Below are 24,574 nucleotides of genomic sequence, written 5' to 3'. Positions count from 1 at the left end.
CGCCGCCATGCCGGATGATGAGACCGCCGTATCAGTATGTGGTCACAGAGATCGTGAAGTGGTCAGCGTATGGGGGACAGCGGGCGGTAGACCGTCAGCGCCTCGGGCAGCTTGTCGACCGTCAACGTGCCCTGGATGCGCGTGACTTCACCGTCGTACGCCACGGCCGTGTCCGCGCCGAGCCCGTCCACCCGCAGCCGCGGCAGCCGCACGGCGGCCTGCGCGGGGGAGCGGACCTCGGAACCCGTCAGCGCGGCCGCGAGCAGCCGGGCGCCCGGCCTGCGGCCGCCGTGCACGATGCGCACGTCGAGCAGTCCGTCCGCCAGGTCGAGCCGCCGGCCCGGGGTGAAGCCGGGGCGGTGGTAGGTGCAGTTGCCCGCGAAGAGCAGCCACAGCGCCCGCTCCTTGCCCCGGAACTTGCCGACCATCGGCCGCTCGTCGGACCGCAGCACCTTCCAGGCGGCGAGCACCGACGCGGGCTTGCCGCCGATGCGCTTCGCCCAGTGCTCGCGCAGCCGCACCAGCTCCGGATACACACCCAGGCTGAAGGTGTTGAGGAAGTACTTCTCCACCCGCTCGCCGGCCCCGGCCCCGTCGCAGGCCGTGAACCGGCCGACGTCGACGGCGACCGCGTCGCCCGCCTCCACCGCTCCGGACAGGTCGCGGGCGTCCTCGATCCCGAGGTCGTACGAGAAGTGGTTGAGCGTGCCGCCGGGCAGCACCGCGAGCGGCAGCCCGTGCTGCAGGGCGACGGTGGCCGCCGCGTTGACGGTGCCGTCGCCGCCGCACACGCCGAGGACCCTTGCGCGGGCCGCCGCCTTCTCCAGCTCGGCGCCCAGGTCGGCGGGTTCGGCCACTATGACCTCCGCCTCGGGCAGGGCGTCGTGCAGCGCCTTCACCCGCTGCGAGGTGCCCGCCCCCGCGTTGGCGACGAGGACCAGACCCTCGCCGCCCGGCAGCGCGGGCGCCGTCACCCTCGGGCGTCCTGGCGGGGCCAGCTGCGCCCGCGTCGGCACCAGACCGCGCACCGCGAAGGCCGCGCCCGCGCCCAGTGCCCCGCCCACCAGGACGTCGCTCGGGAAGTGCGCGCCGGTGTAGATCCGGGACACCGCCACCGCCGCCGCGAGCGGCGCGACGGCCGCGCCCCACGCCCGCGACTCCAGCGCCACACCCGTGGCGAAGGCGGCGGCGGACGCCGAGTGGCCCGACGGGAAGGAGGTGGTGATCGGCTGCCGCTTGAGCTGCCTGATCAAAGGGACCGCGTCGAGCAGCGGCCGGGCCCGGCGCACCGAGCGTTTGCCCAGCGTGTTGATGGTCGCGGAGGCCAGCGCGAGGGAGGCCACGCCGCGCACGGCGGCCCGCCGGGCCCGTGGGGTGCGCGTCGCGGTGATCCCCGCGGCCACCGTGAACCACAGCACGCCGTGGTTGGCGCCCTGGCTGAGCCGGGGCAGCACCCGGTCGGCGCCGGGCCAGTGCCGCTTGGCGACCGCGTCGAAGAGGCGGCTGTCGAGAGAGACCACGCGGGCCTTGAACGGGCGGTGCCCGGCCGCGGGCCGGGACAGGTCGAGGCCGGAGACGTCCGGGATGTCAGCGCTCATGGCGCCCGTGTACCCCGCGCCTCGTGATTCAGCCTCCAGGGCGCCGAAACCGCAGGTGGGGAGCGGTGCGCCTGGCCCTTCCCGGCCCCGGAAAGGAAACGGTTTGCCCGGGCGGCCATCGGCCACGGACAATCCGCACATGGGACATCTGGAAGCCGCACACCTCGAGTACTACTTGCCGGACGGGCGGGCGCTGCTCGGTGATGTGTCCTTCCGGGTCGGCGAGGGTTCCGTCGTCGCCCTTGTCGGGGCGAACGGCGCGGGCAAGACCACGCTGCTCCGGCTGATCTCGGGCGAGCTCCAGCCGCACGGCGGCACCGTCTCGGTGAGCGGCGGCCTCGGCGTGATGCCGCAGTTCGTCGGCTCCGTGCGCGACGAGACCACCGTGCGCGACCTGCTCGTCTCGGTCTCCCACCCGCGCATCCGCGAGGCCGCGAAGGCCGTGGACACCGCCGAGCACCTGATCATGACGGTCGACGACGAGGCCGCCCAGATGAAGTACGCGCAGGCGCTCTCCGACTGGGCGGAGGTCCAGGGTTACGAGGCCGAGACGCTGTGGGACATCTGCACCACGGCCGCGCTCGGCGTCCCGTACGACAAGGCCCAGTTCCGCGAGGTCCGCACGCTCTCCGGCGGCGAGCAGAAGCGCCTCGTGCTCGAAGCGCTGCTTCGCGGCACCGACGAGGTGCTGCTCCTCGACGAGCCGGACAACTACCTCGACGTCCCCGGCAAGCGCTGGCTGGAGGGGCAGCTCAAGGAGACCCGTAAGACCGTCCTGTTCGTCTCCCACGACCGGGAGCTGCTCGCCCGCGCCGCCGAGAAGATCGTCAGCGTCGAGCAGAGTCCCGGGGGCGCCGACGCCTGGGTGCACGGCGGCGGCTTCGAGACGTTCCACGAGGCCCGCAAGGAGCGCTTCGCGCGCTTCGAGGAGCTGCGCCGCCGCTGGGACGAGAAGCACGAGCAGCTGAAGAAGCTGGTGCGCACGCTGCGTCAGGCCGCCGATGTCAGCCACGAGCTGGCCTCGCGCTACCACGCGGCGCAGACCAGGCTCCGCAAGTTCGAGGAGGCGGGCCCGCCGCCCGAGCCGCCGCGCGAGCAGGACATCACCATGCGCCTGCACGGCGGACGCACCGGCGTACGGGCGGTGACCTGCGAGAACCTCGAACTCACCGGCCTGATGGACCCCTTCGACCTGGAGGTGTTCTACGGCGAGCGGGTCGCCGTCCTCGGCTCCAACGGCTCGGGCAAGTCGCACTTCCTGCGCCTGCTCGCGGGCGAGGACGTGGCGCACACCGGCGCCTGGAAGCTCGGCGCGCGCGTCGTGCCGGGACACTTCGCGCAGACCCACGCGCACCCCGAGCTGATGGGCCGTCCGCTCCTGGACATCCTGTGGCGCGAGCACGCGCAGGACCGCGGCGCCGCGATGTCCCGGCTGCGCAGGTACGAACTGACGAACCAGGCCGAGCAGAAGTTCGAGCGGCTCTCCGGCGGTCAGCAGGCCCGCTTCCAGATCCTGCTGCTCGAACTGGAGGGCTGCACGGCCCTGCTGCTCGACGAGCCCACGGACAACCTCGACCTGGAATCCGCCGAGGCCCTGCAGGAAGGCCTGGAAGCCTTCCAGGGCACGGTCCTCGCCGTCACGCACGACCGCTGGTTCGCCCGCTCCTTCGACCGCTATCTGGTCTTCGGCAGCGACGGGCGCGTACGGGAGACCCCGGAGCCGGTGTGGGACGAGCGACGGGTCGACCGCGTGCGGTAGACCCGCCGCCCGCGCCTGCGGGGGATCAGCCGAACGCAGGGGATGCCGGTTTTGTCAGCTTGCGGCCGGGCACCGCCCGGCACGTCACGTCCTTGCCCGGCAGCACGCCCGTGACCAGGTACGCCGTGGCGGTGTCCTGCGCACAGCGGTTGGCGGGGCCGGGGGCCATGCCGTACGCCACGCCGTGCCCCTCGCCCTCGTCGACGGTCACGAGGCGGGAGCCCTTGAGCGCCCGGTGCATGCTCCGCGCGGCCGTCAGCGGGGTCTGCGGGTCCCACTCGTTCTGCAGGATCAGCGTGCCGACCCTGTTGTCCACGGTGGTGGCGGGCTCCGCCGGGCGGTCCCAGAACGCGCACGGCGCGATGTTGGAGACGAAGTCCCCGACCAGCGGGTGGCGGGCGGCGTCCCGGACCGAGTCGCGGTAGTACGTCTGCGGATCGCGCGGCCACGCGTTGTCGCCGCACACGACGGCCCAGAGCGCCGACACGCCGTTGTCCCCTTCCTCCGGCGCCGTCGGGAACTCCGGGACCGGCTTGCCCGCCGCGGCGTCCCGGAGCAGGGCGACGAGCTCGGCGCCGCTGCGGACGGTGAAGAACTCGCGGCGCAGAATGAGACGGATGTCGCTGCCGGTGACCTTCTCGGTGCCCACGACGATCGGGTCACGGTCGGCCCGCTTCACCAAGCCCCAGAAGGTGGCGCGCACTTCGGCCGGGGTCTTCCCAAGGCGGTAGGCGCCATCGTGCGCCGCCGTCCACCGCGACCACCGCCGGAAGGCGGGCTCGACCTCGGGCGCCCACATCTGGAACATCTTGCGCCACATGCGCGCCGGGTCGACGGCGCTGTCCAGGACGAAGCGGTCGGCGCGCCCGGGGAACAGCTGGGTGTAGACGGCCCCGAGGGCGGTCCCGTACGAGACGCCGAAGTACGAGATCTTCCGCTCGCCGAGGACGGCCCGCAGGACGTCCATGTCCCGCGCGGTGTTGCGGGTGGTGATGTGCGCCAGCGTGCTGCCCGCCTTCGCACGGCATTTGTCCGCCACGGACCTGGCCGTGCGGACGCTCTCGCCGAACGGCAGGTAGTGGCGCGGCCACTGCCGCTCCGCCTCGGCGAGCCCGCAGTGCACCGGCGTGCTGCGGCCGATCCCGCGGGGGTCGAAGCCGATGAGGTCGTACCGGTCCGTCACCGCCTTCGGCATGTCCTTGGCCAGGGCGAGCGGCAGGTCGAGCCCCGGGCCGCCGGGACCGCCCGGGTTGGACAGCAGTACGCCGCGCCGCTTTGCCCCCTCGCCCGCCTTGATCCGGGATATCGCGAGGTCGATGGCGGTGCCGCCGGGGGAGCGGTAGTCGAGCGGCACCTTGATGGTGGCGCACCGCAAGCGCGCGGGCGTGTCGGCGTCGCACCGCCGCCAGTGCGGCTTCTGGTGCGTGAACCGGTCGAGCGGGTCCGTCGCGGTGGTGTCCTGCCGGGGTGCGGCCGAGGCGGAGGCCGCGGCGAGGCCGGGGGCCAGCGTGACGGTCATGGCGAGGGCGAGGAACGGTAAGAGGCGGCGTCTGGATGCGTTGGGGGGCACGTGGGCGGTCCTTCCGGTCGGAAATTGCTCTGCCGACCGGGGGGACGCGGAAACAACGCCCCCTGCCTCCTCCCGTGGAACCCTCGTTTCAGGACATTTGCCGGTGCTCTGTAGGCGCCGGTTGCGCCGTGCGGTGCGCGCGCGGACCCCGCGCGGTGCATCCTGGGTAGTACGGGCCGAACGGGCCCCGGGGCACGGAGCGACGCGACGGAGCGATCGGAGCGACCCATGACCGGAGTCGATCCGGGTCGGCTGGACGACCAGCAGCTCATCAAGGAGCTGGAGACGATCCACCGCACCCGCCACGGCACGCTGCTGCACGGCTCGAACGACGCCCTGCGCGCCCACAACGACCGCATGGCGCAACTGGAGGGCGAGTACCTGCGGCGCCATCCGCGCAGGGCGGTGTCGGGCGGCCGGACCCGCGCCGGTGCGCGCGAGAGGGAGAAGGGGACCACGGGTTCATGAGCGACGAGCAGGACACCACAGGCGGCTCGGACACCACAGGCGGCTCGGACACCACAGGCGGATCGGACACAGCAGGCGGGTCGGACAAGGCGGGTGGGTCGGGCAATGCGGGCGGCGGGGCGCGGTCCCCGGTCCTCGACCGGCACGGCGAGGCGCTCGACCTCTTCGGCGACCGGGTGCACGCCGTCCGCGCCGACCAGTGGGACGCCCCCACGCCCTGTGCCGACTGGACCGTGCGCGACCTGGTCAACCACCTCACGGCCGAACAGCTGTGGGTGCCGGCGCTGGTCCGCGACGGCGCCACCGTCGAGTCGGTCGGCGACGCCTTCGACGGCGACGTGCTCGGCCCCGACCCGGTGACGTCCTGGGACACGGCGGCCGCCCCTGCCCGCGCCGCCTTCCAGGAGCCGGGCGCCCTGGACCGCACCGTCAACCTCTCCTTCGGCGCCACCGCCGCCACCTTCTACTGCGGCCAGATGACCACGGACCTCGTGGTGCACGCCTGGGACCTGTCCCGCGCGATCGGCGCCGACGAGACGCTGCCCGAACCCCTCGTCGCCTTCGCCCTGCGCGAAGTCTCCCCGTACGCGGCCGAGTTGGAGAAGAGCGGACTCTTCGCCCCCGCGGTGGAGCCGCCCGCCGACGCCGACGAGCAGACGAAACTGCTGAACCTCCTGGGGCGCAGGGTGTGACCCCCGTCGCTTGCTCCCGCGCACACGGGGAAACTGATGTGCATGAGAGTTGGCGTGGTGGATGTGGGATCGAACACGGTACGGCTCGTCGTGGCGGACGCCGACGGCCAGGTACCGCTGCCGGTCCATACGGCAAAACGGCGATTGCGGCTGGCCGAGCACGTCGACGGTGCGGGCCGGCTCGCCGAGGAGCCGGTCCGGGCGCTGGTCGACGCGGTGCGCGACGTACAGGAAGAGGCCCGACGGTGGGGCGTGGTGGAACCATTCGCCTTCGCGACGTCGATCGTGCGCGACGCCCCGAACCGGGCCGAGGTCCTGGAGGCGGTGGAGTCGGGCGCGGGGATACGGCTGCGCACTCTGTCCGGTGAGGCCGAGGCGGAGCTGACGTTCCTCGCCGCCCGGCGGTGGATGGGCTGGCGCGCGGGGCCGCTGGTGCTCTTCGACATCGGCGGCGGCTCCCTGGAGGTGGCCTTCGGCCGCAGCCGCCTGCCGGACTACGCGGCGTCGCTGCCGCTGGGGGCGCGGCGGCTGACGCGGGACCTCTTCGACGGCCAGGACCCGCCCCGCGAGGAGCACCTGAAGGCCGTACGCCGCCAAGTGCGCCACCAGCTGCGGGACGTGGCCGCACGGATCCGCTGGGAGATGCCGCACACGGCCGTCGCCACGTCACGCACGTTCCAGCAGCTCGCCCGGTTGTGCGGCGCGGCGCCAGGGCGCTACGGCCCGTTCGTCGAGCGGCAGTTGGACCGCCGCGCGCTGAGCGAGGCACTCAAGGAACTGGCCCGGCTGCCCGCCGACCGGCGGGCGCAGCTGCCGGGCATCTCCGCGGCGCGCGCCGAGCAGTGCGTGGCCGGCGCGGTCGTCGCCCACACGGCCATGAAGCTGACCGGGACCGAGACGGTGACCGTCTGCCCCTGGGCGCTGCGCGAGGGGATCCTGCTGCGCTACATCGAGGACGGCGACGCCGACTGGTGGGCCCGGGAACACGTGGAGACCGGCGACGGCTCGCGCGGCGGTGCGGCGTCCCTGCGGCTGGCCGCGGCGACCTGCCCGACCTGAGCGGAAGGCCGGGCTTCACCGCTCGGCAGCCCTGCACGGGATGTCACCCGAAGGCACCCTCGATCCGGTCGTTCCGGCCCGCTCCGCGGCCGTCCCGCCTTTGTACGGGTCTTTCGCGCGGCCCCGGGGCAACGACTCGGCGCACCCGCACTCCTAGGCCGGACCCGGCTGCCCGCCCGGCGCGGCGCGGCTGATGTCCGCCAGTGCCGACGACGGGTCCTGCGCAAGGGCGAGGTCGCCGAGGCTCACCATCCCGACGGGGTGGCCGTCCTCGACGACGGGCAGGCGGCGCACCGCGTGGTCGCGCATCAGCCCGACCGCGTCCGAGACCGGATCGTCGGGGGCCACCACCACGGGGTTGGGCGTGCAGACGGCCTGCGCGCTGACCGTCAGCGGGTCGGCGCCGTCGGCCACCGCGCGCAGCGCGATGTCCCGGTCGGTGAGCACGCCGAGGACATGGCCGTCCGTCGCGACGAGCACGTCGCCGATGTCCTGCGCGCGCATCAGCTGCGCCGCTTCGACGAGAGAGGCGTCGGGGCGTACCGCCACGACGCCCGGCGTCATGACGTCCCTTACGAAGTCAGCCATGGCTGGGCCCCTTCCTGCATACGTTCGTCGTGCGTTCGTCGTGGAGACTCCCCGCAGTACCCCTGGGGCATCGCGCTATGCCTCGCCGGGCCGTGGAGGTTTGCCCGTCCGCGCCGGGGAGACCCGCCCCTGACACCCCCCACGGAATGGGGAGGGCAGGGGTCATGGCGCTACTCGCTGTATTCATCCCGCTGGTGATGCTGGGCGTGGTCCTGGCACTCGGCCGGTACGAGGAGTTGCTGCTGCCGCCCGCACAGAACCCGGACGAGGCGGACGTCGTCGCACGACGCCGCGCCGCGTGACGCGGCAGCACGACGGTGCCGCCCGGGACGGCCGAACGGCCGGGCGGCACCGCCGCGTCCGGGGCGCGGGAGCGAACCGACGGAAAGCCCTGGGTGTTTGCTGCCGGAAGCCCGGGGCAGGCGGAAGAAAGTGCTTCGGACCGGAGGCACGTCCGTGGGAGTGACCTCGTCGCTCTGCCCGGGTGTGCCCCGTCGTGGTCCGACGCGCATGCGCTCCCACGGTGACCGTCCACCCAAGGCACCCATATAGGGAGTTGCGACGCACCATGCGATCCCACACCAGCACCGCCGTAGTACCCGCGAGGACGAACGACACCGCGGCACCCGCGCCGCCGGCCGACACCGCGGTACCCGCGCGGACCATCGGCACCGCGGCACCCACCCGGACCAAGCGTCACCCGCACGACGACGCCCCGGACACCACCGAAGCCTTCGAGCGCCTCGTCGAGATGCCTCCCGGCGCCGAACGCGACGCCTTGCGCAAGGAGATCGTCCAGGCCTGGCTGCCGATGGCGGAACGCCTCGCCGGCCGCTTCCGCAACCGCGGCGAGGCCCTCGACGACCTGTGCCAGGTCGCGGCCCTCGGTCTCGTCAAGGCCGTCGACCGCTACGACCCGCGGCGCGGCACCGCCTTCGAGAGCTACGCGGTGCCGACCGTCACCGGCGAGATCAAGCGGCACTTCCGCGACCACATGTGGACCCTCCACGTGCCGCGCCGCGTCCAGGACCTGCGCAACCGCGTGCGGTTCGCCCGTCAGGACCTCGCCCAGTCGGTCTCGGGCCGCGCCCCCACCCTCACCGAGATCGCCGTGCATGCGCAGATGAGCGAGGAGGACGCGAAGGCCGGCCTGGAGGCGCTCGACAGCTTCACGGCGCTCTCCCTCGACGCCGAACTGCCGGGCAGCGAGGACGGCTACTCGCTGAGCGACGCCCTGGGCGGCCCCGACCCCGCGCTCGACATCGTCGTCGACCGCGAGGCCGTCAAGCCGCGCATCGCCCAGCTGCCCGAGCGTGAACGCACCATCCTCTACATGCGGTTCTTCGGCGACATGACGCAGAGCCGCATCGCGGACGAGATGGGCATTTCCCAGATGCACGTCTCCCGGCTCATCAGCCGCTGCTGCGACCGGCTGCGCGACCAGGTCATGCGGGACGCCGCCTGACGACCCGGCACCCCGCGCCGCCGCCGGCCCGGATCCTCACCGGGCGGCGGCGCCGCGCCACATGGCGAGCGCCATGTGCCGGGACATCACGTCGACCAGCCGCGCCTCGGCCATCGAGAAGGCGAGCCGCGGGCCGCTGCGGAACAGCGTGAGGACGCCGTCCACCGGGCCGTGCGTACGAGCCGTCAGCGGTACGCACAACAGGGAGGTGACCTCGGCGCGGACCAGCACGTGCGCGCCGGACGCGTCCCTGCCGAAGGCGTCCGGGTCCTCCGGGCGCACCTGCAGCGAAGTCGCCCCGCCGCGCGCCGCCTCCACGACGAGGGGGCACGCGGCGGGGTCCTGGCCGAGGACGTCGGCGACCGGCGCGCCCGGCGGCCCGAGGACCGTCGTGCGCCGCAGCCGCGCCGCCCCCTCGTCGGCGATCACCCAGTCGGCGAACCGCTCGTGCAGGACGGCCGCCGCCTGCTGGAGGACGGCCGTACGGTCACCGGCGGCCACGCCGAGCAGCGCCGTCGTCATGGCGTCCGCCAGGTCGAGCTGGGCGGCGTGCCGGGTCGCCTCGCCGAGGTCGGGGGCGGGGCCCGGGGCGCTCGGCTGCTCCTGCGCGCGCCCGGCGGGCTGCAGTACGACGAGGACGGCCATGCGGGGCTCGGTGCCGGGGCGCAGCGCCGTGAGCGTCGCGCGGACCGGCGTGCCGGGGCTCCGCTGGAGGTGGATGTTCAGGCTCCGGTCGCCCTCGCCACGGGCGACCGCCGCGGTCTGCGAGCGGAACGCGACCCGGTCGGCGTGCATCAGGAAGCCGGTCAGCGGCCGGCCCGTCGCGTACCCCGCGCGCACCCCGGTGAGGTTCGTCGCGGCGAAGTTCATGCGACGGACCACGGTCTCCCTGTCCGTCAGCGCGACCGGCAGCGGCATCCGCTGGAACAGCGCCCGCAGCAGCCGCTGCTCGTCCCGGTCCGAGGTGGCGCTGTCCCACTGTCCGTTGTGGGCGAGGCGTTCGTACGTGGGCCACAACTGGTCTGCCACATGGTCGAGTTCGAAGATCGCCGCGTCGAGCACGGTGCTGAGGTCGCTCGCGGGCACGGAACGAGCCGCCTTCAACTCGGCGATACGCCGCACAAAATCCGCGAGCTCTTCACCGAACTCTTCCAATTGAGACATGTGCCGAACCTATCCGCTGGGACAGTTTTCCGAAGGCCTTGCCGGGAAGCCGTAGAAGAGAGGAGGAACTCCCCATGGCCCCCTTGCCGGATCCGGACCTGCTGCGACCGGAATCATCCTTGCCCGGCCGTCGGCTGTCCGAACTCGCGGAACAAGCTGTACGGTGCACGCCCGCCTGCTGCGGCGCGAGCACGACGGTCTCCGACGGCGGCGACGAACACCCCGCCGCGGTCACCCATCCCGACCTCGCCGGGCTCGTCTCGGTGCAACTGCGCTCGGGCGAAGGGCCCATCCCCACCGCGGAGGAGAGGGGCGCGCCCGTCGACTCCGAAGACCTGCTGCGGGACGAGCGGTGGCCCGAGTACCGCGCGATGGCCCTCGACGCCGGCGTGCGCTCCTGCGTCACGCTGCCGTTCCTGCGCGGCGGACTCACCGTCACCCTGACCCTGTTCAGCTTCCGGCCCGGCGCGTTCGACGACCCCGGGCACGGACCCGTGCAGGCACTCGGCGACCTCGCCACGACGAGCTTCGTGCGCGACCGGCAGTACCGCGCCGCGCTGACCGAGCTCGACCAGCTGGGCGCGGCCATGCGGACCCGGCCGGTCGTGGACCAGGCATCCGGGATCGTCATGCACGTCCTGGGGTGCGACGCCGAGGTCGCGTTCGGGGTGCTGCGGCGGATCTCCCAGGCGACCAACCGGAAGCTCGCGGACGTCGCGGCCGCCCTGGTCGAGACGAAGGGCCGCGGCCTGGAGCGCGAACTGGTCTCGCTGGCTCGCTGAGGGCGGCGGCGCATAAGGCCCGGACCGGCCAAGAGCGCCCGGTCCGGGCCCTTCGTGCGCCCCGATTCCCGGCCGGACGCACGTGCGGAACGCTCAAAGACAGGCTCTCACCCGGGCGGAGGCCAGAGCGGGCGGAACGGGTGGGGTTCGCGTTGTGATGGGGGCGTACGGCGATGTCCTGGTCTGCCCCGGGTACGCACCGGCGCGACGGGGCATGACCAGGACAGCGTCACGCGAGTGCACGGAGGTACGGATGAGGCGGACGGACACGGAGGGCCACGGCCCCGTCCGGTACGGGCCGCCCCCGCCGGAGCCGGGCCTCCCGGTCCTGCCCGAGGTGGCGGCGGCCGCCGCCGCTGCCGCGGGCCGCTCCGCGGCCGAGCCCCCGGGCGGCGGACCGGCCCTCCTCGACGCCGCGAGCGGCTACTGGGCCCGGCGAGGCCTGCCCGTGGAGCGCGACCGGATCGCCGCCGCCCCCGGCGCGCCGCCCCTGCTCCTCGCCCTCGCCGCGGCCGTCGGCGGCGACGTCCTGCTGCCCCGCCCCTGCCCCGCCTGGTGGGCGCCCCAGGCGCGGCTGCTCGGCAGCGGTGTCTACCACGTGCCGACACCCGCCGAGTGCGGCGGCGTCCCCGACCCGTACGCCCTCCTGGAGACCGTCCGCCGGGTCCGCGCCGAGGGCGGCCGACCCCGGCTCCTCGTGCTCTCCGTGGCCGACGACCCCACCGCCACCGTGCCGCCCCCGGAGGTGCTGCACGAGGCCGTGGAGGCGGCCGCAGACGAGGGTCTCCACATCGTCAGCGACGAGACCTGGCGCGACACCCTGCACCACCCCCACGACACCGTCATGGTCGGCCCCGCCGAGATGGACCACGAGCGGGTGACCGTCCTGGGCGACCTGGCAGGCTCGCTCCTCCCGCCGGCGCTGCCCGCCGCCGTCGCCCGCTTCCCCGCGACCGACGCGGGCGCCGCCCTGCGCGCCCGCACCCTGGACGTCCTGACCGCCCTCGGCGCGCACCTCGCAGCCCCGGCCGCCGCCGCTGCTCGCTACGCACTCGGCGAACCGGACGAGATCACCGAGCGGCTCACGGCCGCCGTCCGCCTGCACGCGCGGGTGGCCGCTGCCGCGCACCGCGCGGTCCTCGCCGCGGGCGCCCTCGCCCGGCCCCCGCAGGCGGGCCGTCACCTCTACGCGGACCTGGGCCCCCTGCGGTCCGCGCTCGCCGCCCGGGGCGTCGGGGACGCACAGGACCTGGAGGACTTCCTCACCGAACGGCTCGGCATGCCCGCGCCGGGTGGCCACCGCTTCGGCGACGACATCGACGCCCTGCGCGTACGGCTGTCCACCGGGCCGCTGCTCGGCTCGACCGGGGCGGAACGCCTGGCGTCGCTCACCGCGCCGGACCCGCTGGAACTGCCGCACGTGGAGCGGGCGTTGCGGGCGTTCGGGGCGGCCTTCGACGATCTCCGCGCAGCAGACCGGCGAATGGAGCCTCCTCGATGACCCAGCAGGCACAGCCGCAGGAGTACGGCGGACCCCGGCGGCAGGCGGCACCGCGGACGGCGCCGGACCGGTGGCCCGACCCCCTCGCGCCGCCGCGGCCGCCGGGCATCAGACGGTGGCCGAAATCGTTCGCCGACCGGCTGACCGCGCCGCTGCCCGGCCTGCGCGGCCTCGCCAGGTTCGCGCGCGAGGCCGCGCTGCGCCCGCGCGCCGAAGGACTCGCGGACATCCAGCGGCTGCCGTTCGAGCCCGGCCCGCTGCCCCGGGTCGACGCCAGGACCGTCGCCGTCACCTGGGCGGGACACGCCAGCTGGGTCGTCCGCATCGGCGGCCTCACCGTGCTCACGGACCCCGTCTGGTCCCGCAAGATCCTCGGCACCCCGGCCCGCGTCACCCCCGTCGGCGTCGCCTGGAGCGCCCTGCCGCGCGTCGACGCCGTCGTCATCAGCCACAACCACTACGACCACCTGGACGCACCGACCCTGAGCAGGCTGCCCAGGAACACCCCCGTCTTCGTGCCGGCCGGTCTCGGCCGCTGGTTCACCCGCCGCCACTTCACCCACGTCACCGAGCTCGACTGGTGGGAGGGGGCCGAACTGCGCGGAGTACGGCTCGACTTCGTGCCCGCCCACCACTGGTCCAAGCGGAGCCTCGCCGACACCTGCCGGACGCTGTGGGGCGGCTGGGTGCTCACGGACGCCCAGGGGCAGCGGGTCTACTTCGCGGGCGACACCGGGTACGGCCACTGGTTCGAGCGGATCGGCGCCCGCTACCCCGGCATCGACCTCGCGCTCCTGCCGATCGGCGCGTACGCACCCCGGTGGTGGCTCAGGGACGTCCACTGCGACCCGGAGGAGGCGGTCCGGGCGGCGACCGACCTCGGCGCGCGCCGGATGGCCCCCATGCACTGGGGCACCTTCCTGCTCTCCGCCGAACCCGTCCTCGAACCGCTCACCCGGGTGCGTGCGGCCTGGGCCGGGACGGGGCGGCCCCGCGAGGACCTGTGGGACCTCCCGGTGGGGGCGTCGCGGGTCCTCGCCTGACGTGGCCTCAAAGACAGGCCCTCAGGCCGCCGTGTGCCGGACCCGGCGCCACACCGCGGGCGCCACGCTGATCACGACCGTCAGCGCGACCGCCACCGCGACACCCTCCCACGGCTCCCTGAAGAGGGACCCGCCGAGGATGCCGATCAGCTGATACGTGACCGCCCACGCGAGGCACGCCGGAACGTCGCCGCGGGCGAACCGGCGCAGCGGCATCTGCGCCATCAGACACGCCAGCATCACCGGGATCCGTCCCGCGGGCACGAGCCGCGACAGCACGAGGACCATCACACCGTGGTCCTTGAGCTTCTCCTGCGCCTGGGCGAGGCGCTCCTCGGGCGCCCGGTCGCGGATCGCCGCCAGCCAGCGCGAACCGTTCTTCGACCGCATGCCGCGCTGCCCGAGCCAGTACAGGGCGACATCCCCGAGGAACGCCGCGAACGCCGCGACGCCGAAGACGACGAGCAGCGAGAACGGCGACGTCTGATGGACGGCCACCACCGCCGCCGAGCTGACCAGCGCACCCGTCGGCACCACCGGCACCAGCGCGCCGATCACCACGAGGAGGAACAGCGACGGATAGGTGACCGCCTGTTGGGTGCTCTCCGGCGGCACCTGCGTGGCCGCGGCGAGTATCACCGGGACACCTCCGGCAGCACGCTCTCCCCGTGCCCGAGCCGGTGCACCGTCACCCCGGGGGCGAGCCGGGCCGCGTGCCGGACGAACTCCTGGCCGGGCGCGTGGAACTCGTGGGGGCGCACGGCGTCCATGCCGATCGGCCAGTACGTGCCGTAGTGCACGGGGACCGCGCTGCGCGGCGCGATCAGGGCGAGCGCCTCGGCGGCGCGGCCCGCGTCCAGATGCCCCTGGCCCAGGTAGGGACCCCAGCCGCCGACCGGCAGCAGCGCCACATCGACGTCGCCGACCTCGTCGGCCATCTCGTCGAACAGCCCGGTGTCCCCCGCGAAGTACGTACGTGCCTCGCCGTCCACGACGTACCCCAGAGCGGGCGAGCGGTGCGGGCCGACGGGCAGCCGCCGCCCGTCGTGCAGCGCGGGCACCACACGCACGACGACCTCGCCGACCTCGACCTCGTCACCCGGCGCGACCTCGGTGAAGCGCAGGCCGGGCAGCCGCCGGGCCAGGCCGGGCAGCGCGCGGGCCGTCCCGCGCGGGACCAGCGCGCGGGTGCCCGGCGCGAGGCGGGCGAGCGAGGGTACGTGCAGATGGTCGGCGTGCAGGTGGGAGAGGAGCACGACATCGGCGACCGTCGCTTCGGGCGGTGGCAGCGCGCCCCTGCGGCGCCGCAGATGCGCCAGGCGGCGGGCGAACAGGGGGTCGGTCAGTACGCGGACGCCCGAGTCCTCGACCGTGCAAGTGGCGTGACCCCACCATGTGACCTCGACGGGCACCCGGTTCCTCCTTCGTGCGACTGTCTCCGAGCCTACGGCCAGGAGTAGGGTCGGCGGCCTACGGCGAGGGTGAGGGGAGACTCCATGGGAGAGGTCGTGGGCGCCGGGGCCGGCACCGCTGTCGTGCGCGCCGCGGCGATCGCCAGCCTGACGCCCCTGGAGGAGCTCGACGCCGACCCCTTCCTGGTCGACTCGCGCAGCCAGCACGCGATGTGCGCGCGGTGGGCGGCCGCGCAGGGATACGTGATCACCCGGGAGTTCGTCGTACGAGGGCTGCGCGCCGACCACGCGATGCTGTGGGGCGACGTCGAGGCGGGCCTCGTGGACCTCTTCGTGGTGCCCAGCCGCAGGGTCCTGGAGCGGGCGCTGCGGTCCGCCGACGAGTTCACCGCCGAGTGCGTGCGGCGCGGGGTGCGGGTCGAGACGGCGGGGCTCGCCGAGCCGGCGTACGACTCGCAGATGAAGGCGCGGGTGCACCGGCGGCTGTCCATGCCGACCGCGGGCTACGACGGGCGCTGACGTCTTTTTGCCGCTCCGCCGCGGCTCCTCCCCGCCCACCCGCTCGAACTCCGCACCTCAGCCCCCCAAAAGTGCCTCGCTGGTCCGCCGGGACGCGGGGCATGATCAGGGAAGTGGGGGCGCGTCGCGGGTTGTGACACGCTGGTGTCCGGTTCGGGGGGAAAAGTGAAAGGGCGAGGCGTGGGGCAAGGGCGATGGCGGAGAGTGGGCAGCGCGCTGGGGCGCGTGGTCGCCGTGTGGGCCGTCAGCACGCTGACGATGCTCGTGCTCGCCGGCATCCTGCCGGACTTCAAGCTCCAGTCGGACAACGGCGACAGCGCCACCCGGATCGCGATCACCGCCGCCCTCGGCGCCGGCGCCTTCGGCCTGCTCTCCGTGCTGGTGTGGCCGCTGCTCGTGCGGGCGCTGCTGCTCGTGCCCGCACTCGTGCTCGGCCTGCTCGCCTTCTTCCTCAACGGGTCGCTGCTCCTGCTCGCCCTGAGCCTCATCCCCGAGGGGCGCGGTGAGGCGGGGGCCGAGACCGCCGTCGTCGTCGCCGCCGTGATGTCCGCCGTCGCGTCGGCCACCGGCGGCGCCCTCGCCGTACGGGACGACGACGCCTACCGCCGACGGCTGTACCGGCTCGCCGACCGCCGCCGTCGCCGGGGGCCCGACGGCACCCCGGGGCCCATGACCCCCGGCACCGTGTTCATCCAGCTCGACGGCGTCGGGCACGACGTGCTCACCTGCGCCGTCGGCAAGGGACTCATGCCCACCGTCGCCCGCTGGCTGGGGGAGGGGGAAGGGGCGGGGCCTCCCACGCACCGGCTCACCCCCTGGCGCACCGACTGGTCCAGTCAGACCGGCGCCAGCCAGCTCGGCATCCTGCACGGCTCCAACCACGACGTGCCCGCGTTCCGCTGGTACGAGAAGGACACCGGCGAGGTCATGGTCAGCAACCGGCCCGCCTCCGCCGCGGAGCTGCAGCGGCGGGCCGTCCGGCGCACCGGCGACGGCGGCCTCCTCGCCGTCGACGGCGCCAGCCGCGGCAACCTCTTCAGCGGCGGCGCCGAGCAGCTCGCCCTCGTCCTGTCGATGGCGGCCCGCCGGGGCAGGGAGAACCGGTCGCGCGCCGGGTACTTCGCGTACTTCTCCGACCCCGCCAACGCCGTCCGTACCGCCCTCTCCTTCGTCGCCGAGGTCTTCCGGGAGATCGGCGAGTCCACCCGCGCCCGGTTCCAGCGGCGCCGCCCGCGGATAGGCCGCGGCGGCCTGTACCCGTTCATCCGCGCCTTCGCGACCGTCGTCGAGCGCGACGTCGTGGTCGCCGCCGTCATCGGCGACATGCTCGCCGGTCGCAGCGCGGTCTACGCCGACCTCGTCGCGTACGACGAGGTGGCACACCATTCCGGGCCGACCGGCAAGGACGTCGAGAAGGTGCTGCGGCGCCTGGACCGCTCGCTCGCGCTGCTCGACCAGGTGGCCGAGCACGCGCCGCGCGCCTACCGGATCGTGGTGCTCTCGGACCACGGGCAGAGCCCGGGCGAGACGTTCCGGGGCCGTTACGGCCTCACCCTCGGCGACCTGGTCCGGGCCGGCTGCGGGCTGCCCGTGCCGCGCAAGGCGCAGCGCACCCACAGCGGCGCGGAGGCCCGGTCCGCGGTGCGGGCCGCGCTGCGCAGGCCCGTGGAGGAGGGGGCCGACGAGCACCGTCCGGCCCGCCGCGCCGAGCCGATCGTGCTCGCCTCGGGCAACCTCGGGCTCGTCTCGTTCCCCGACGTGCCGCACCGCATGACGCGCGAGGAGATCGACCGCCGCCATCCGGCGCTGCTCGCCACCCTCGCCAACCATCCGGGGGTCGGCTTCCTCCTCGTACGCAGCGCGGAGCGGGGCCCGCTGGTGCTGGGGGCGCGGGGCGCCGAGGTGTATCTGGACGAGGACCCGGGCCCGGCCGGCCTCGGGCCGCTCACCGACTTCGGACCCGGCGCCGCGGACGCCGTGCGGCGCACCGACGGCTTCCCGCACGTCGCCGACATCATGGTCAACTCCTGGTACGACCCGGACGAGGGCGAGGTGCTCGCCTTCGAGGAGCAGATCGGCTCGCACGGCGGGCTCGGCGGGGCGCAGGGCCTGCCCTTCCTGCTCTCGCCGCTCGTGCTGGGCGACCCGGTGGCGGACGGGACGGAGTTGGTGGGCGCCGAGCAGCTGCACGGCGTCCTGCGCCGCTGGCTGGGGGAGGACCGGGTGCCGGAGACCCCCCTGACCGTCCCCGTGAACGATTCCTTGTTCGATGCCCCGGACAGCACAGCTTTTGCGGCCCCCGGCCGCGCCGCGCAGGACAAAACACACTGATTTGGAGCGGCGCCCGCCGTGCCCGACCATGGCTTCCGCCCGGCGATCCCGGGCGCCAGGGCACGACGAGAGGCGCACCACCCCATGCACGACACCGGAACCGTGGCACCGTCGGCTCCGGCCCCCGGCCAGGGAGGATCGGCGCAGTCCTGCGACCCCGAAACGCAGAGCAGGCACGCCCGGCGCTTCGGGCTCCCGATCGCCATGTGCCTCGTCACGGGGAACATCATCGGCGGCGGCATCTTCCTGCTGCCCGCCTCGGTCGCCCCGTTCGGCACCATCAGCCTCGTCGCGTTCGCCGTCCTGACCGCCGGCGCCATCGCCCTCGCGCTCGTCTTCGGACGGCTCGCGGAGCGTGATCCGCGCACCGGCGGCCCGTACGTCTACGCCCGCGCCGCCTTCGGCGACTTCGCGGGGTTCCTTGCCGCCTGGTCGTACTGGATCACCACCTGGGTCTCCAACGCGGCCCTGGCCGTCGCCGCCGTCGGCTATCTCGACGTCCTCATGCCGGTCGGCGACCACAAGTGGACCGCCTGCCTGGCCGCCCTGGTCCTGCAACTCCTGCCCGCGCTCGCGAACTTCGCCGGCACGCGGTACGTCGGCGCCGTCCAACTGGTCGCCACCGTACTGAAGTTCCTGCCGCTGCTGCTCGTCGCGGTCGGCGGACTGTTCTTCTTCGACAGCGCCAACCTCGGGCCGTTCCGGGCGAGCGACGACAGCCCGACGGGGGCCGTCTCGGCGGCCGCCGCGATCCTGCTCTTCTCGTACCTGGGCGTCGAGTCCGCCGCCGTCAGCGCGGGCGAGGTGCGCGACCCGCGGCGCAACGTCGGGCGCGCCACCATCTTCGGCACCCTCGGCGCCGCCCTCGTCTACCTGCTCGGCACGCTCGCCGTCTTCGGGACCGTCGCGCACGACAAGCTGGTGACCTCCACCGCGCCCTTCTCGGACGCCGTCGACGTGATGTTCGGCGGCTCCTGGGGCGGCACCGCCGTCGCCGTCGCCGCGCTGATCTCGATGGTCGGCGCGCTCAACGGCTGGACGCTGCTCAGCGCCCAGACGCCGTACGCGGCCGCCCAGGACGGGCTCTTCCCGAGCGCGTTCGGCAAGAAGAAGCGCGGCGTGCCGACCGTCGGCGTCCTCGTCACCGTCGTCCTCGCCTCACTGCTGACTGTCTACAACTACACGGCGGGCTCCAGCGGGGTTTTCGAGTCGCTGGTCCTGATCACCACGTTCACCGCCACCGTGCCGTACCTCCTGGCCACCGCCGCGCAGATCTACTTCCTCGTCTCCGGGCAGCGCGAGCGCGTCGCCCGCGGGCGCCTGGTGCGGGACGCGGTCCTCGCGGGCGTCGCGTTCGCGTTCTCGATGTGGCTGGTCGCGGGTTCCGGGTACGCGGCCGTCTACCAGGGCGTGCTCTTCCTCTTCGTGGGCGTGCTCGTCTACGCGTGGATGGCGGCCCGCAAGCAGCGGGCCGCCACCGTCAACGGCCGATCCGGTTCCTGACGTTCTGACTACCGGGCGAGCGGTGCGACGACCCAGCGACGGGTCTTGAACATGCTGCCCTGCGTGCCGATCTCGATCAGCTTGCGGGCCGCCGGGTAGGCCTCGTTGTCCTCCATCTCGTAGCCGACCTCGAACGTGCCGGGGACGTCCGAGACCTGGGGCGGACGCTGTGCCGCCGCGCCCGGCGCCGCCGCGTCGGCGGTCTCCGCGGCGAGGTGGGCGAGCAGCTTGCGCTGTGCCCCGTCGAGAGCCTTGCGCGGGTCGCGCTCCAGCGGCGCCGCCGTGGCCTTGCCGCCCTTGGACGGCGGCGGCGAGACCTCGGTGCTCGGCTCGCGGGTGACGCCGGTGGCCTGGCGGGTGGCGATCTGCGCCTGGACGGGGGTGCCGTCGTTGTCGAGGCCGATGCGGATGAGGCCGCGGCCCGGCGTGATGACGGGGATGCCGTCGAAGACCTGCCGGAACGTCACGTGGGTCTGCAGCGAGACCGGGCGCCCGATCTCCGAGCCGTCCTTCGTGCCGGAGTTCTGCATCAGGTCGTGCACGCTGTCGACGACCAGCTCGGCGCCCTCGGCGTAGCGCTCGGCGACGCCGCGCGCCGTCTCGATCGCGCGGTCGGTGGACAGCTGCTGGGTGTTGCGGTGGTTGGGCTCGGCGAGCCTGATCCAGCGGTTGCCCTGCGGCCCGGTGGAGATGACGCGGTCGCCGGAGGTCGCGCTGAGCACGCCGAGCCGCTCGACCTGGACCTCCTGCAGCGCCGCCGACGGGATGTCGGCCAGCTGCCCGAGCCTGCTGAGCTCGTCGCCCGGGTCACGGGGCGCCAGCTGGACGATCTGCTGCCGGCCGGGCAGCCGGGTGAGCAGCTCCCGCACGCCCTGGCGTGCGTAGTACCAGCGCCACGCGTACCAGTTGTCCGGCACGTGGTCGCGGTAGAAGTTGCGTTCGGTGTTGAGGCGGTTGGTGGCCTCCGCCTGAGTCGAGCCGACGGCGCACACCGAGGGTGCCTGGCCGTGGTAGATGTCCCAGCTGGCGTTGAGCCACGCGTCGCAGTACGTCTGCCCGGCCCGCCACTTCTCCCAGAACTTCCTTCCGTAGTCGCCGCTGTCGATGGAGGTGGTCTCGAACCCGAAGATCATCCGGAAGCCGATGTTGGGTCCGGCCCAGGTGCGGATCGGGGAGTGGCCGCCGGTGACCTTCAGTGAGTCGCAGGTCGACCAGAAGACGTAGTTCGCCTTCTCGTTGCCGAGCGCCATCCGGTTGGAGACGGCGTCGCTGCGGCCGTCCCAGGCGGCGCCGAGCGGCGCGAAGAAGACACCGTTGCCGTCCATGCCGCCGTGGCCCGAGTGGTAGACGGCACAGACGGCGTCCATGCCGTAGCGGTCCTGCCAGTTGTCGTACGTCTCCTCGTACGCCCACACCTGCGCGCCGCCGTCGGCGAACCAGAAGTTGCGGTCGTAGAACTGCTGGAGGTACGCCAGCCAGCCGGTGGCGTCCTCGTGCGTGTGGGAGAGCGTCGCCTGGTTGACGAACTTCTGGATGCTGAAGGCACCCCACCAGCCGAAGGTCGAGTCCCGGTCACCGGCGGCTCCGGGCTTCTCCGGTTCGAGTGGAGAGGGGCCGCGGTCCGAGTAGTTGATGCGCATGGCCATACCCCCTGAGAGGATCTCCTCGTTCCGTGCGCGAGGGGGCCTCAAAGTGTCACCGTGGACGGTCCTTGCACAGTTGTCATTCCGGCCATAGGCCCCCTGCAACGGGGCCGTTCCCGCACCTCAACGGCCCCTGTGGCGCGGCGGCGCACACAACGTGTTCGTATCGCCCGACGCGCACCTGCGCACCCCGCTCGAACACCACCCGGACCACGCTCCGCCCCGCGCGGCCCGTTTTCACCCGGCGACCCCGAACCCGGCGCTCAGGCGGGATCAGGTTCCGTGGCGGGCCCGTTCGAGGCCGTCGAGGATCAGATCGAGCCCGAACAGGAATTCGCTGTCGCGGTCGTAGTGCGGCTGCAGGAGGTGTTCCGAGGTCGTTTCCTGAAGCGAGAACCCGTAGATGTAGCTGTCCAGGACGGACACCACGTGGGCGGTCGACTCGGTCGAGAAGCCTGCCTGCCGGAGCGTTCCGATCACGCCTTCGTGGTGGCGCGAGGTCGCGGGGCCGGGGGTGGCCCGCGACTCCATGAGGCCCGTCGCCCAGGGGTGGCGCGACATGACCGTGCGGGCCGAGATGGCCCGGCGGCGCATGGCCGTCCGCCAGTCCGCCTCGTCGACCGGCAGGTCGATCTCAGCGAAAACGCTGTCGATCATGCCGTCGAGCAGGTCCACCTTGTTCGCCACGTGGCGGTACAACGACATGGCCTCGACTCCGAGTTCCACACCGAGCTTGCGCATGGTGAGCGAACCGATCCCGCTCGCGTCGGCGAGGGCGACGGCTGTCCGCAGCACCCGGTCCCTGGTCAGCGGTGGCCGGGCGGCAGGCTCCGGGCGGCTCATCGGCGTCCTCCGGCCCTATGCCTTGACATGCTTACGGTGTAAGCGTACGACTTGCAGAGCAAGCTTACGTTGTAAGGGTTCGATCATGGTGTCCGAGCAGCGCAGAGCGAAGGGCCCGTTCCGGGTGGCAGGTCGCCTGCGGGTCACGCATGCGGCGGTACGCAGCCGCCGCGCTCATCCGTGCAGTGCCGTCCAAGGAGGGCACCATGACGCTGGCCACTCTCTACCCCGCCCAACTCGACCTCAAGGGCACACGTCGCATCGCCCGCTGGCGGCCGCTCGTGCAGTGGCTCCTCGCCGTCCCGCAACTGCTGATCGCCTACGTGCTCAGCCTGTTGCGCGGGGTGCTGACCTTCATCGCCTTCTTCACCGTGCTGTTCACCCGCCGCATCCCGCGTCCACTCTTCGACGCGATCGCCATGACCTTCCGCTACGAATGGCGGGCCGCGAGTTACGCGCTGTTCCTGCGCGCGGACTACCCGCCCTTCGACTTCCGGTCCAGCTCAGGCGATGACGGTCTTGACCCGCACACCCTCGTCACGTTCGCCTACCCCGAGCGGATGTCACGGTGGCAGCCCCTGGTCAAATGGCTGCTCGCCGTCCCGCACTACCTGGTGCTGTTCCTGCTGAGCGTGGCAGCGATGGCCGCTGTGACCGTGGGCTTCTTCGCCGTGCTCATCACCGGCGAATACCCCCTGGGCATCCGCGACTTCGTCGTGGGCGTCTACCGCTACAACCTCCGTGTACAGGCCTACGTCGGTCTGCTCACCGACAGCTACCCGCCCTTCAGCCTGCAGGCCGGCTGACCCAGCGGCCCGCCGGGCTCCGGCAGGAGCTTCTCCACCCCGCCGTTTCGGCGGGGTGACGGCCGCAGTTGCGGCACAGACGAGAGGGGAATCTGATGGGCCTGTTCGGCGGACCACCGAGAGACATCAAGGCACTCCGCAGGGAAATAGAATATTGCCTGATTTTGTGGGGCACTATGCCCAACACGCCCGCGCAGATGCGGCAGCATGCGTTGGAGAACGTTCCCGTCAACTTGCGCGCGAAAGTGGTATCCGCGCAACAGGCGGGTCACCTTGCTGAGGCCATGGAAGTCATCAGAACGGCACGAGAGGCAACGCCGAAGGCCTCGCCCGCTGAAATGTCGTGGGCGCAGCTCTTGAATTACGCGGAGACAGGCCAGCGGCCACCTCCAGGCGTGGTGACGTGATCCGATTACTCACCTCGGCGGGGACCACGCTCCGCCCCGCGCGGCCCGCTTTCACCCCGGGGGGCTCACCGCGTCGGGGAAGTCGGCTCCGTCGCGGGAGCGTGAGGCTTGTCCAGCATGGTGCAGACGGCGGCATCGACCAGCTTGTCGTTGGCGGCCGCGGCCTTCGGTTCCTTGATGCCGAAGTTGGTGCTCGTCAGGACCGCGACGCTGCGACGGCCCCGAGCGTCCGTGTAGAACTCGCTGGAGTAGCCGGGCAGGCCGCCGGTGTGGCCCCAGACGGTGCCGCAGGACGTCGTCACCTTCATCAGTCCCAGGCCGTAGCCGCCGCCCTCCTCGGGGTCGGGAACCGTCGTCCGCATCTGCTTCAACTGCGCCTTCGGCAGGAGCTTGCCGGACATCAGCGCCTTCTGGAAACGCTGCCAGTCCCGCGCGGTGGAGACCATGCCGCCCGCCGCCCAGGACCAGCTCGGGTCGATTCGGGCGGTGTTGATGTTCTCCTGCGGACGCTCGGGGCCCGCGAACCCGACGCCGTCGGGCAGTTCGACGGCCGGGGCGAGGATGCGCTTGAGGCGTGCGGCGTCGGGTTCGTAGCCGGTCACGTGCCTGCCGCGGCCCCAGTCGGCGTCCTTGGACAGGAAGGTGTCCCGCATTCTCAACGGGCCGGTGATCCGCTGCTCGATCAGGTCGTCAAGGCTGCTCCCGGTGGCCTTCTCAAGGATCATTCCGAGAGCCGTGTAGTTGGCGTTGCTGTAGAAGTGCTTCTTGCCGGGGGCCGACGGCGGGCTCTGCGGGGGAGTGATCGCCAGCAGCTCGCCGGGCCGCCACGCGCGCTGCTCCTGCCCGGTCAGGGACGGCAGGAACGCGGGTGTCAGCAGGTAATCGTCCAGGCCGCTGGTGTGGTTGAGGAGCATCTTCACGGTGATGTCCTCGCCTCCCCTGACCACGCCCGGGAGCCACTTCTCCACCGGGTCGGCGAGGTCGATCCTGTGCTGGGCGACCAGTTGCAGGACGAGGGTGGCGGTGACCGTCTTGGTGTTGGACCCCACCCGGAACTTGTCGTCCACCCCTAGGCGGTGGTCCGCCTTGGTCCAGGACGCCTGCCGGGCCGTCGTGACCGGCTTTCCCCTGCCCCGGTCGACCCGGACGATCACGCCCAGGGAGCCCTGGTCGGCCGCCGTCTGCGCGAGTCCGGCCAACTGCTTGCCGGCCCGCGCCGTTGACGCATCCCGCGCGGAGGCGGTCGTCGCCGCCGAGGACGTCCCGGAACAGGCGAGGAGTGTTCCGCCCAGACCTGTCGCCAATGCCAGTGTCAGCGCGCCGCGCAGAAACCGGCGGCGTGCCGATGCGGGTACGGACGTAGACGCGGATACGGGCTCGGATATGGACTCGGATATGGATGCGGACATGATCGCTCTCCC

At 73.0% G+C, this 24,574-nt stretch carries 23 protein-coding genes; 14 read left to right on the top strand and 9 right to left on the bottom strand.

The genetic code is table 11. The features are described 5' to 3' along the window. Positions 1–62 precede the first annotated feature (62 nt). Complete coding sequence (locus ACFVYL_RS01725) at positions 63–1,598, bottom strand: bifunctional phosphatase PAP2/diacylglycerol kinase family protein (RefSeq protein ID WP_389712284.1); 1,536 nt, start codon at positions 1,596–1,598, stop codon at positions 63–65. A 139-nt stretch (positions 1,599–1,737) separates the two neighbouring features. Between ACFVYL_RS01725 and ACFVYL_RS01720 the strand changes: the two genes are divergently transcribed. Continuing rightward, positions 1,738–3,357, top strand: coding sequence for an ABC-F family ATP-binding cassette domain-containing protein (locus tag ACFVYL_RS01720; RefSeq protein WP_389712283.1), 1,620 nt, complete (start codon positions 1,738–1,740; stop codon positions 3,355–3,357). A 25-nt stretch (positions 3,358–3,382) separates the two neighbouring features. On the opposite strand, the gene ACFVYL_RS01715 is transcribed toward ACFVYL_RS01720, so the two are convergent. Further along, the gene (locus ACFVYL_RS01715) at positions 3,383–4,927 is read right to left on the bottom strand and encodes an alpha/beta hydrolase (protein WP_389712282.1); all 1,545 of its coding nucleotides are present in this window, start codon (positions 4,925–4,927) and stop codon (positions 3,383–3,385) included. Between the two features lie 228 nt (positions 4,928–5,155). On the opposite strand from ACFVYL_RS01715, the gene ACFVYL_RS01710 reads away from it, so the two are divergent. The 3 genes from ACFVYL_RS01710 to ACFVYL_RS01700 are packed head-to-tail and all read left to right on the top strand — an operon-like array spanning position 5,156 to position 7,146. After that, positions 5,156–5,395 (top strand): DUF6158 family protein, encoded by a 240-nt coding sequence (locus ACFVYL_RS01710; protein ID WP_361733819.1) that lies wholly within the window; start codon positions 5,156–5,158, stop codon positions 5,393–5,395. Then, complete coding sequence (locus ACFVYL_RS01705) at positions 5,392–6,087, top strand: TIGR03086 family metal-binding protein (protein WP_389712281.1); 696 nt, start codon at positions 5,392–5,394, stop codon at positions 6,085–6,087. The genes ACFVYL_RS01710 and ACFVYL_RS01705 overlap by 4 nt, the downstream gene beginning before the upstream one ends. A gap of 42 nt (positions 6,088–6,129) precedes the next feature. Further along, positions 6,130–7,146 carry a Ppx/GppA phosphatase family protein gene (locus ACFVYL_RS01700; RefSeq protein ID WP_389712280.1) on the top strand — a complete coding sequence of 339 codons (1,017 nt, stop codon included), beginning with the start codon at positions 6,130–6,132 and terminating at the stop codon, positions 7,144–7,146. 153 nt (positions 7,147–7,299) lie between these two features. Here the strand turns inward: ACFVYL_RS01700 and ACFVYL_RS01695 are convergent, their stop codons facing one another. Beyond that, entirely contained in the window at positions 7,300–7,734 is a 435-nt protein-coding gene (locus tag ACFVYL_RS01695; protein WP_389712279.1) for a CBS domain-containing protein, read from the bottom strand. 164 nt (positions 7,735–7,898) lie between these two features. On the opposite strand from ACFVYL_RS01695, the gene ACFVYL_RS01690 reads away from it, so the two are divergent. Both ACFVYL_RS01690 and ACFVYL_RS01685 read left to right on the top strand, forming a co-directional pair. Then, the gene (locus tag ACFVYL_RS01690) at positions 7,899–8,036 is read left to right on the top strand and encodes a hypothetical protein (protein ID WP_389712278.1); all 138 of its coding nucleotides are present in this window, start codon (positions 7,899–7,901) and stop codon (positions 8,034–8,036) included. 266 nt (positions 8,037–8,302) lie between these two features. After that, positions 8,303–9,199 carry an RNA polymerase sigma factor SigF gene (locus ACFVYL_RS01685; RefSeq protein WP_389712277.1) on the top strand — a complete coding sequence of 299 codons (897 nt, stop codon included), beginning with the start codon at positions 8,303–8,305 and terminating at the stop codon, positions 9,197–9,199. A 36-nt stretch (positions 9,200–9,235) separates the two neighbouring features. Here ACFVYL_RS01685 and ACFVYL_RS01680 read toward each other — a convergent pair whose 3' ends face one another. Then, positions 9,236–10,363: a PAS domain-containing protein gene (locus ACFVYL_RS01680; RefSeq protein ID WP_389712276.1), complete on the bottom strand. Its 1,128-nt coding sequence runs from the start codon at positions 10,361–10,363 to the stop codon at positions 9,236–9,238. A gap of 74 nt (positions 10,364–10,437) precedes the next feature. Here ACFVYL_RS01680 and ACFVYL_RS01675 point away from each other — a divergent pair, with 74 nt between their 5' ends. From ACFVYL_RS01675 to ACFVYL_RS01665, 3 genes are all read left to right on the top strand, one after another. Then, positions 10,438–11,145, top strand: coding sequence for an ANTAR domain-containing response regulator (locus tag ACFVYL_RS01675; RefSeq protein WP_389712275.1), 708 nt, complete (start codon positions 10,438–10,440; stop codon positions 11,143–11,145). 253 nt (positions 11,146–11,398) lie between these two features. Further along, a complete protein-coding gene (locus tag ACFVYL_RS01670) occupies positions 11,399–12,646 on the top strand; it encodes an aminotransferase class I/II-fold pyridoxal phosphate-dependent enzyme (RefSeq protein ID WP_389712274.1) in 1,248 nt (415 codons plus the stop codon). Next, positions 12,643–13,689 (top strand): MBL fold metallo-hydrolase, encoded by a 1,047-nt coding sequence (locus tag ACFVYL_RS01665; RefSeq protein WP_389712273.1) that lies wholly within the window; start codon positions 12,643–12,645, stop codon positions 13,687–13,689. Before ACFVYL_RS01670 ends, ACFVYL_RS01665 begins: the two co-directional genes overlap by 4 nt. Positions 13,690–13,710: 21 nt before the next feature. Here the strand turns inward: ACFVYL_RS01665 and ACFVYL_RS01660 are convergent, their stop codons facing one another. Together ACFVYL_RS01660 and ACFVYL_RS01655 are read right to left on the bottom strand one after the other, a co-directional pair. Next, positions 13,711–14,328 (bottom strand): DedA family protein, encoded by a 618-nt coding sequence (locus tag ACFVYL_RS01660; protein WP_389712272.1) that lies wholly within the window; start codon positions 14,326–14,328, stop codon positions 13,711–13,713. Beyond that, entirely contained in the window at positions 14,325–15,101 is a 777-nt protein-coding gene (locus tag ACFVYL_RS01655) for an MBL fold metallo-hydrolase (RefSeq protein ID WP_389712271.1), read from the bottom strand. Before ACFVYL_RS01655 ends, ACFVYL_RS01660 begins: the two co-directional genes overlap by 4 nt. 84 nt (positions 15,102–15,185) lie before the next feature. On the opposite strand from ACFVYL_RS01655, the gene ACFVYL_RS01650 reads away from it, so the two are divergent. From ACFVYL_RS01650 to ACFVYL_RS01640, 3 genes are all read left to right on the top strand, one after another. Next, positions 15,186–15,620 (top strand): hypothetical protein, encoded by a 435-nt coding sequence (locus ACFVYL_RS01650; RefSeq protein ID WP_389712270.1) that lies wholly within the window; start codon positions 15,186–15,188, stop codon positions 15,618–15,620. 180 nt (positions 15,621–15,800) lie between these two features. Beyond that, positions 15,801–17,951 carry a phage holin family protein gene (locus ACFVYL_RS01645; RefSeq protein WP_389712269.1) on the top strand — a complete coding sequence of 717 codons (2,151 nt, stop codon included), beginning with the start codon at positions 15,801–15,803 and terminating at the stop codon, positions 17,949–17,951. A gap of 84 nt (positions 17,952–18,035) precedes the next feature. Continuing rightward, positions 18,036–19,454 carry an amino acid permease gene (locus ACFVYL_RS01640; RefSeq protein WP_389712268.1) on the top strand — a complete coding sequence of 473 codons (1,419 nt, stop codon included), beginning with the start codon at positions 18,036–18,038 and terminating at the stop codon, positions 19,452–19,454. Between the two features lie 8 nt (positions 19,455–19,462). Here ACFVYL_RS01640 and ACFVYL_RS01635 read toward each other — a convergent pair whose 3' ends face one another. Together ACFVYL_RS01635 and ACFVYL_RS01630 are read right to left on the bottom strand one after the other, a co-directional pair. Beyond that, positions 19,463–21,094 carry a DUF6345 domain-containing protein gene (locus ACFVYL_RS01635; RefSeq protein WP_389712267.1) on the bottom strand — a complete coding sequence of 544 codons (1,632 nt, stop codon included), beginning with the start codon at positions 21,092–21,094 and terminating at the stop codon, positions 19,463–19,465. Between the two features lie 276 nt (positions 21,095–21,370). Beyond that, positions 21,371–21,940: a TetR/AcrR family transcriptional regulator gene (locus tag ACFVYL_RS01630; protein ID WP_389712266.1), complete on the bottom strand. Its 570-nt coding sequence runs from the start codon at positions 21,938–21,940 to the stop codon at positions 21,371–21,373. Positions 21,941–22,146: 206 nt separating this feature from the next. Here ACFVYL_RS01630 and ACFVYL_RS01625 point away from each other — a divergent pair, with 206 nt between their 5' ends. Next, positions 22,147–22,746, top strand: coding sequence for a DUF4389 domain-containing protein (locus tag ACFVYL_RS01625; protein ID WP_389712265.1), 600 nt, complete (start codon positions 22,147–22,149; stop codon positions 22,744–22,746). Positions 22,747–22,841: 95 nt separating this feature from the next. Next, on the top strand, positions 22,842–23,153 hold the full coding sequence (locus tag ACFVYL_RS01620) for a hypothetical protein (RefSeq protein WP_389712264.1): 312 nt from the start codon (positions 22,842–22,844) through the stop codon (positions 23,151–23,153). Positions 23,154–23,218: 65 nt separating this feature from the next. On the opposite strand, the gene ACFVYL_RS01615 is transcribed toward ACFVYL_RS01620, so the two are convergent. Continuing rightward, positions 23,219–24,463 (bottom strand): serine hydrolase domain-containing protein, encoded by a 1,245-nt coding sequence (locus tag ACFVYL_RS01615; protein WP_389712446.1) that lies wholly within the window; start codon positions 24,461–24,463, stop codon positions 23,219–23,221. Positions 24,464–24,574: the final 111 nt, after the last annotated feature.

This window comes from Streptomyces sp. NPDC058308, from assembly GCF_042880275.1.
Taxonomy (GTDB): domain Bacteria; phylum Actinomycetota; class Actinomycetes; order Streptomycetales; family Streptomycetaceae; genus Streptomyces.
This window is presented reverse-complemented; position numbering and strand designations above follow the sequence as displayed.

Coding starts and splice junctions, on each gene's coding strand:
- ACFVYL_RS01725 (WP_389712284.1), bottom strand. CDS start 1,598: ATGAGCGCTGACATCCCGGACGTCTCCGGCCTCGACCTGTCCCGGCCC.
- ACFVYL_RS01720 (WP_389712283.1), top strand. CDS start 1,738: ATGGGACATCTGGAAGCCGCACACCTCGAGTACTACTTGCCGGACGGG.
- ACFVYL_RS01710 (WP_361733819.1), top strand. CDS start 5,156: ATGACCGGAGTCGATCCGGGTCGGCTGGACGACCAGCAGCTCATCAAG.
- ACFVYL_RS01705 (WP_389712281.1), top strand. CDS start 5,392: ATGAGCGACGAGCAGGACACCACAGGCGGCTCGGACACCACAGGCGGC.
- ACFVYL_RS01700 (WP_389712280.1), top strand. CDS start 6,130: ATGAGAGTTGGCGTGGTGGATGTGGGATCGAACACGGTACGGCTCGTC.
- ACFVYL_RS01695 (WP_389712279.1), bottom strand. CDS start 7,734: ATGGCTGACTTCGTAAGGGACGTCATGACGCCGGGCGTCGTGGCGGTA.
- ACFVYL_RS01690 (WP_389712278.1), top strand. CDS start 7,899: ATGGCGCTACTCGCTGTATTCATCCCGCTGGTGATGCTGGGCGTGGTC.
- ACFVYL_RS01685 (WP_389712277.1), top strand. CDS start 8,303: ATGCGATCCCACACCAGCACCGCCGTAGTACCCGCGAGGACGAACGAC.
- ACFVYL_RS01680 (WP_389712276.1), bottom strand. CDS start 10,363: ATGTCTCAATTGGAAGAGTTCGGTGAAGAGCTCGCGGATTTTGTGCGG.
- ACFVYL_RS01675 (WP_389712275.1), top strand. CDS start 10,438: ATGGCCCCCTTGCCGGATCCGGACCTGCTGCGACCGGAATCATCCTTG.
- ACFVYL_RS01670 (WP_389712274.1), top strand. CDS start 11,399: ATGAGGCGGACGGACACGGAGGGCCACGGCCCCGTCCGGTACGGGCCG.
- ACFVYL_RS01665 (WP_389712273.1), top strand. CDS start 12,643: ATGACCCAGCAGGCACAGCCGCAGGAGTACGGCGGACCCCGGCGGCAG.
- ACFVYL_RS01650 (WP_389712270.1), top strand. CDS start 15,186: ATGGGAGAGGTCGTGGGCGCCGGGGCCGGCACCGCTGTCGTGCGCGCC.
- ACFVYL_RS01640 (WP_389712268.1), top strand. CDS start 18,036: ATGCACGACACCGGAACCGTGGCACCGTCGGCTCCGGCCCCCGGCCAG.
- ACFVYL_RS01635 (WP_389712267.1), bottom strand. CDS start 21,094: ATGCGCATCAACTACTCGGACCGCGGCCCCTCTCCACTCGAACCGGAG.
- ACFVYL_RS01630 (WP_389712266.1), bottom strand. CDS start 21,940: ATGAGCCGCCCGGAGCCTGCCGCCCGGCCACCGCTGACCAGGGACCGG.
- ACFVYL_RS01625 (WP_389712265.1), top strand. CDS start 22,147: ATGACGCTGGCCACTCTCTACCCCGCCCAACTCGACCTCAAGGGCACA.
- ACFVYL_RS01620 (WP_389712264.1), top strand. CDS start 22,842: ATGGGCCTGTTCGGCGGACCACCGAGAGACATCAAGGCACTCCGCAGG.